The 7,622-nt window shown below is 43.5% G+C and carries 5 protein-coding genes; 3 read left to right on the top strand and 2 right to left on the bottom strand.

The window, feature by feature from the left end; genetic code table 11:
- The coding region (gene trxA, locus PENNN9_RS10240; RefSeq protein WP_058369588.1) for a thioredoxin at positions 1-320 on the bottom strand (320 nt) is incomplete at its 3' end.
- Between the two features lie 374 nt (positions 321-694).
- Here trxA and PENNN9_RS10235 point away from each other — a divergent pair.
- Entirely contained in the window at positions 695-1,408 is a 714-nt protein-coding gene (locus tag PENNN9_RS10235; RefSeq protein ID WP_058369587.1) for an RluA family pseudouridine synthase, read from the top strand.
- A gap of 117 nt (positions 1,409-1,525) precedes the next feature.
- Positions 1,526-3,127, top strand: coding sequence for a flavin-containing monooxygenase (locus tag PENNN9_RS10230; RefSeq protein ID WP_227511794.1), 1,602 nt, complete (start codon positions 1,526-1,528; stop codon positions 3,125-3,127).
- A 4-nt stretch (positions 3,128-3,131) separates the two neighbouring features.
- Here the strand turns inward: PENNN9_RS10230 and PENNN9_RS10225 are convergent, their stop codons facing one another.
- A complete protein-coding gene (locus PENNN9_RS10225; RefSeq protein ID WP_058369585.1) occupies positions 3,132-4,076 on the bottom strand; it encodes a D-2-hydroxyacid dehydrogenase in 945 nt (314 codons plus the stop codon).
- 552 nt (positions 4,077-4,628) lie between these two features.
- On the opposite strand from PENNN9_RS10225, the gene rapA reads away from it, so the two are divergent.
- A complete protein-coding gene (gene rapA, locus PENNN9_RS10220) occupies positions 4,629-7,517 on the top strand; it encodes an RNA polymerase-associated protein RapA (protein WP_058369584.1) in 2,889 nt (962 codons plus the stop codon).
- The last annotated feature ends 105 nt before the right edge of the window (positions 7,518-7,622 follow it).

Below are 7,622 nucleotides of genomic sequence, written 5' to 3'. Positions count from 1 at the left end.
TCATTATCAAGTACTTTAGCAAGTTCAGATTTTGGCTGTAGACCCATTACTGAATCTACCTTTTCGCCGTCTTTAAAGACGAATAAAGTTGGGATATTACGGATACCAAAGCGGCTTGCTGCTTGTGGGTTATTGTCTACATCGACTTTGACGATTTTTACTTTACCTTGATAGTCGTTGGCCAAATCTTCTAAGATAGGCGCTATTGACTTACAAGGACCGCACCATGTTGCCCAAAAGTCTACTAAAACTGGGACATCAGATTGCAATACGTCTTGGTCAAAATCTGTATCAGTGGTATTAACAATAAGGTCTGACATAATTATTCTCTCTTGTTGTATCATCTTTTACCAGTAATAGATAAAAGTAGTTTGGTAAATTAAGTATAAATATCTCATTGCTGTACAAGACAAGTGACTTATATTTATCCCATTAATTATCTACTTACGGCTTAAGAAGTATTGAATGGAAGTGAAAATGTGCCATTATATTAGCATGTTTGCCAACTCTTGACAGACAAACGGTGGTTAAAATGCTTAACAACTAGTATTAGTACAATAAATCGAAACACAAATTAACAGACACTACATTTTTGTAGCAGATTGTCCTTATGTTTTAGTCAGTAAAAACGCCTAGACGACTGATTATGCCTTTTTACCTCATTTAAACCTATTTATATAAGTAGCCATTTTTTATGCCTTTTACCGATGATGACATCGCTGCCATGAATTTACAAGAAACTCAGTATCCCTTGGCGTTTTTTCAAAAATTTGCGCAAGAAATTACCGTCTATGAAGATGATGATATTTGGGTAGTAGACAAGCCTGCAGGGCTATTAAGTGTTGATGGTAAGACCTTAAAGGTCAGTTTATTGGCTCGACTTGAACGTGCCAATCCTGATGTAAAACTTATTCATCGTTTGGATATGGATACCTCAGGCCTGCTTATATTTGCAAAAAATTCGGCGGCTCAGACTAATATTAGTAAACAATTCATTGATAGGTTGCCGCAAAAGACCTATCAAGCGCGGGTTTTTGGTACTTGGGAGAGGATAGGGGCAACGGGAAAAATATCCGTGCCCGTAAGATATGAGCCGACAACCAAGCCGCGACATATCGTTGATCATGATTGGAGTAAAAATGCCTTGACCTTGTATGAGGTACTCGCTTATGAACAATGTAACGGTCAAGCAGTCACTCGTGTTGCGCTAAAACCAGTGACAGGACGTAGCCATCAATTGCGCGTGCATATGGTGCATACAGGACATGTCATTATCGGTGATCCCATTTATGCAGAAGGACTGGCACTACAAATTGCACCGCGTCTAAATTTGCATGCCCAGCAGCTACGTCTAAAGCATCCTGTACTTGGCGCTTGGATGGACTGGGAAAGCGCAATACCGTTTTAAACGTGGCGCATCTTTAAGAATATCAAATCAAGTTTAGTGCGTTAATTTAGTAGCGTAGAGAGTAGTAACAGCTATATATTATGAATTTAGGACAATCAGTTACTAAAATAGGATGAGATGATGATCGGTGTTGATTCTATAAAAAATATGACCAAAGCTCGCCTGACGCGATCAAAATCTCAATCGAACGTGACGGCGGATTATGAGGTCTTAATCATTGGTGCTGGTATCTCCGGAATCGGTATGGCGTGTCGCTTGCAGCAAAACCATCAAAAGCTATTCAATAAGGCAAAAAAGCGTGTTAAAGATAAAGCTACCAAGCCATTTATTATATTAGAGAAGCGTGCAGACTTGGGTGGTACATGGGACTTGTTTACTTATCCTGGTATTCGTTCGGACTCTGATGCTTTGACTTTTGGTTATAGTTTTCGTCCATGGTTAGATCATAAGATGCTAGCTAAAGGTGATGACATCAAAAACTATATAGCAGATACCGCGCGCGAGTTTGGGGTTGAAAAACATATACGCTATCAACATGACGTGCAGCAGCTATCATGGTCAAGTATTGCTAAACAGTGGACCGTCGTGGTCAAAAACCATGCCAGCGGTGAAGTATATACGATGACAGCGAAATTTATCGTTGGTGCAACTGGTTATTATGACTATGATGCAGGATATCGACCACATTTTGAGAGTGAGGAACAATTCCAAGGTGATATCGTGCATCCACAGTATTGGCAAGATGTGGATTACAATGATAAAAATATCGTGGTGATTGGTAGTGGTGCGACTGCGATGACCTTAGTACCAGCGCTAGTCGATGAAAATGGTGAGCAATGTGCGCGTCGTGTAACCATGCTACAGCGCTCACCGACTTATGTAGCCAGTGTGCCAGGCGATGATTATGCACTTGACTGGCTAGCGGGTAAGTTTTCACCTTTATCAAGGCATCAGGCATATACCTTACTGCGTACACGCAATGTCCTAATGCAACAAGGTCTGTATCAATTTGCTACTCATGCGCCTAACGTCCTAAAAGCAGTATTAAAACATGGCGTCAAAAAAGAGCTGAAAGGCAGCGGTGTCGATGTTGCTCACTTTATGCCTACTTATAATCCGTGGGATGAGCGTTTGTGTGCGGTACCTGATAGCGACTTATTTACTGCACTACATGGCAAAAGAGCAGAGGTCGTGACCGATCAAATCAGTCATTTTACCAAGACGGGTATCGCCTTAACATCTGGCAAGCATATAGAAGCAGATCTTATTGTGACCGCAACAGGACTCAAGCTCCAGATACTAGGCGGGGCCGCGCTATATGTCGATGGTGAGCTTATCGATGTCGGTGCGCGCATGACTTATAAAGCTGTGATGCTTGAGGGCGTGCCCAATATCGCGATGATGTTTGGCTACACCAATGCGTCATGGACGCTAAAAATAGATCTGGCGTGTCAATATGTGGTCAGAGTACTCAAGCATATGAAAAAGCACCATTATGATGTCGTCTGCCCACAAGCTATAACCGATAAAGAACAGGTGCAATTGCAGCCAGATACGGTTCTTGGTGCGCTATCAGCAGGCTATGTACGCCGTGCAAAAGATGAGCTACCCAAGCAGGGCAATCGCTATCCATGGCAGGTGACGAACAACTATTTAAGTGACCGCATCATGCTTAAATACCGTAAAATCGAAGATAACTGGCTACACTTTACCCGTTAAATATTTATTGATGATCGGTGACGAAATCTGCCACTTGCTTACTTAATATTTGCCAGAGAGTCTCTTGTGCGCTTTTACTACCCCACGCATTATGCGGGCTAAATATCACGCGTGGATGATCGCTCATACTTAATAGTGGGTCATCTGCTGTGATAGGTTCTTGTTCAAAGACATCCGTTGCGTAGCCAAGGATTTGTTCATTATGGACAGCAACCGCTAGGGCTTGGCTATCGACGATGCCGCCGCGAGCGACGTTCACTAGCAAAGGTTGTTTGCTCATTTTTGCTAAGGTGTTTTGATTAATAAGATGCTTAGTCTGCTCATTTAATGGACAGTGCAGACTTATCACATCAGATTGGTCGAGTACCTCTTCAAAGGCGGTATAGTCATCATTACGCGGTGTGCGTCCTTGATGCTCTGCCCACAATACTGTCATACCAAACGCCCGGGCTATTTCGGTCACACGCTTACCGATAGTACCCACACCAATAATCCCTAGAGTCTTATCTTCTAAATCTACAAGAGACACATCAAGCAGACAAAAGTTGCCGTTGTCTCGCCATGTGCCATCAGCCACCTTTTGGTGATAATAAATGCCAGCTCGCATTGCGTTTAGCATAAGCATAAAGGTATGTTCAGGAACGCTTTTGACCGCGTAGCCTGCGACATTATATAAAGTAACGTTGTGCTCTTTACACGCCTCTTGATCGACGTTGTTCATGCCAGTGGCAGTCAGCTGAATGAGCTTAAGTTTAGGGAGATTAGCAATCACGTCAGCAGTAATCTGAACTTTATTGGTAAAGATAATGTCAGCATCTTGGCAGCGCTCAATAATGAGGCTGATGTCTGCAGAGGTGTCATCATAAGTGATATAGTCAGTCACGCCTGCGGGTGCTGGCAAGTCTACGCCATCAGAGAATGTTCCTTTATCTAAAAAAACCGCTTGCATAATTAATCCTTATTTATAAAATTTTTTAATTTATAAAGTCTCTTGTAGTGTTTTTATGACGATGAATAGAATAGGTGGTGTTTGGACATTTTTTCATAAAACAAAGCATACTATTTTGGGTAACAAGATATTATGTGCTGCTTTTGTCAGTAACGACTCAATGTAGCATGCTTTGAGCGAAAATTGAAAAATACGTCAGTAAGCGTAAGGATGTTAGTTGTTATAATGGTTATAGATAATACTAACTTATGGCAACTTATTACTGTAGGTATAATCCTCACCATAAGTTTCGTAAAACACCACTCATTTTATTATCTATATTCCTCATCGATCTGCACTTGAAAAACCAACTTATTGCACGCATTTAGCCGGTAACGTTATATAATGGTGCACTTGACTGGTTTTGCTAAAACGTCGCTTAACTAAGTTAATATATGCATCTTCAAACGATAGTGCTGACTATCGTAACAACTTCATTGTGCTTTATTTAAGAGTAGTACGATGTTGTTGTCGCCCATTTTCTTATCATCTGAGTACAAAAGACATCGCCTTATGACTATCTCCACCGCCTCATTGCATAGTACCGAATTCGCCGTTGGTCAACGCCATTTATCTGACACTGAGTCCGAGCTTGGCTTGGGCGTGGTTATCGATGTAGACGACCGCTGTGTTCATATTTTATTCCCGCAAAGCGAAGAGACGCGAGTGTATGCAAAAAACTCTGCACCGTTGTCGCGTGTCGTGTTCAAGGTTGGTGATAGTATCAGTGATCAGCAAGGAAATAGCTATACGGTCACTGCGGTTGATGAGGTGATGGGCGTGCTCAAATATAGTGTCGATGAGCACGAAAAAGGTATTATGGAAACTCGACTTGCGGCAAATATCACTTTGGCAAAGCCACTTGAAAGGCTGTTGGCGGGTCGTATCGAGCGCGGAGACTGGTATGAGCTGCGTCAAGATATATTGCGTATGCAATCAGCGCTGGCAGGACATCCGTTAAAGGGTTTGATGGGAGCGCGTGTCGATATTATTGAACATCAGCTGTATATCGCCCACGAAGTCGGTAAGCGTATTGCGCCGCGTGTACTGCTTGCCGATGAAGTAGGCCTTGGTAAAACCATCGAGGCGGGTCTTATTATTCATCAGCAGCTCTTAACCGGTAAAGCTGAGCGCGTTTTAGTATTGGTTCCTGATAGTTTGCAATATCAATGGATGGTTGAATTACGCCGCCGCTTTAACCTAAACTTTGCTTTGTTTGATTTGGTCCGTACTGCAGCGATTAAAGAGCATGATCCTGAGCAAAATGTGTTTGCTACAGAGCAATGCATCATCGCTGGCATGGATCTGCTACTTGACCATCCTGACTTATATGATCAAGCGATAGAGGCCGGGTTTGATTTGTTAGTCGTCGATGAGGCGCATCATTTGCACTGGGATGAAGCAGCGGGCGGCAACGAAAAATATGACTTAGTGGCTGACTTCGCTGAAGAAACGCCTGGTGTGATGTTGCTAACGGCTACGCCTGAGCAGCTGGGCGTACAAAGTCATTTTGCGCGCTTGCGTTTGCTCGACTCCGATCGCTTTGATGATTTGGATGAGTTTGTTGCCGGTCAAGAAGCCTTTGCTGAAACTGCGGCAGTGGCTAGGGTTTTAATTGACGATAAGCCGTTAAATGACGGACAAATCGCTGCATTAACTGCCTTATTGAATTTAAATGACGATGAGTTGGCAACGATTAATGAAGATGACAAATTACGTACTTATGCCCTTAATGAGCTATTAGATCGTCATGGCACAGGGCGGGTTTTGTTCCGTAATACTCGTGAGAGTGTTAAAGGGTTCTATGGACGTAGCAGTCAGCCATATCCATTACCATTACCTGAGGCGTGGCAGGACAGCTATCAAACCAATGGCAAGCTGCGTGAACAGCTGTGGGGTGAAGAAAACCAGCCCGATGGCGGCTGGCTAGAAGATGATCCACGTGTGCCATGGTTGATTGATATATTAAAAGGTGAGCTTAAACAAGAAAAAGTCTTACTGATTGCTCGTAGTGGTGCAACCGTAGAAAGCTTAGAGGCAGTATTGCGTTTACATGCTGGTATTAAGACTGCCATTTTTACTGAGCAGATGACTCTACTTGAGCGTGACCAAGCGGCAGCATTCTTCGCCGATAGTGAAGGCGCGCAGATATTGTTGTGTTCAGAGATTGGCTCTGAGGGCCGTAATTTTCAGTTTGCAAGTCAGCTGATACTGTGGGACCTGCCTGCCAATCCAGATACGTTAGAGCAGCGTATTGGTCGCCTAGATCGTATTGGGCAAACACAGCAAATCAAGCTACACGTTCCTTATGTACAAGGGACCGCGCAAGAGCGTCTATATCAGTGGTATAGCAGCGCACTAAATATGTTCAATCAGATATCTCCGACTGCTCAAAGCGTGCAAGAACAGTATATTCAAACGCTCAAACCGCTACTTGAAGGCGCTGATAGCGCTGAAAACCGTGCTGCTTTGCAAGACCTCATTGCTGAAGCACTACAAATGCGTTTGGCGCTAGAAGCGCAGCTGCAAGCAGGGCGTGATCGTCTGCTCGAATACAACTCATGCCGTCCACGCGTCGCTGGGCGTATTGCAGATGCGATGCATGATTTTGATGCTCATAATGTACTACCGCCCTTTATTGAGCGCTTTTTGGCATCAGCCAATGTCGATTACAGTATCCAGCGCGATGGTTCTTGGGTGCTTGCACCGCTTGATAGCACCGAAGTTAGTGAGTATATTGAAGGGTTGCCACTTGGTGATGAAGAAGGTATGACGTTGACCTTTGATCGCAATCTTGCGCTGCAGCGCGAAGACATCGATTTTGTCACCCATGAACATCCATTGATGCGATCGATTTATGAGCTTGCCAGCACGAGTACCTTTGGCAATACGACGGTAGCGATGCTCAAGAGCAATGCCATTCCTCAAGGTATGATTATGCTTGAGGTTCATTTTAGGGTTGAAGCGATTGCGCCAAAGTTACTTAACCTACCAGCTACTCTACCTACTCAGAACATTCGTGTCTTTATCAGTGAGCAAGGAAGTGACTTGTCTGCGCGTATCAGTAGCGAGATGATTATGCCACATATTGACCGTTTGGATAAAACCCGCGCGCGCCAAGTCGTCAAAGTACGCAGTGATGTGATTGAGAGTCGTTATTATGAAGCTGAGGAGATCGCACGAGCACAGTTAGCGGACATTGGTGAGCAAGCAAGTGCACGCTTTAACCAGCAATGGTCACGTGAGATCAAACGTCTCAAGCACCTGCAAACTATTAACCCTAATGTGCGTCCTGAAGAAGTTGAGCGTCTAGAGCAGTTGCAAGCGCAAGGTGAGCAAGCGCTAGCAAATTTATCACTAGTACCGGATTCTATTCGTGTACTAGTTACCGTGAAGCCATAACTATCGTAAGCATGGTCGAAAGAGGTATTGAGTAGCGTCTCTTTTTTTACATCATTATTCATTCAATAATTTATATTACAATGACGTAGAGTTTATTTATATATT

Origin of the sequence: Psychrobacter sp. ENNN9_III, from assembly GCF_001462175.1 — a bacterium.
Lineage (GTDB): Bacteria > Pseudomonadota > Gammaproteobacteria > Pseudomonadales > Moraxellaceae > Psychrobacter.
Note: the sequence above shows the minus strand (reverse complement) of the source record. Positions and strands in the feature narration are given on the sequence as shown.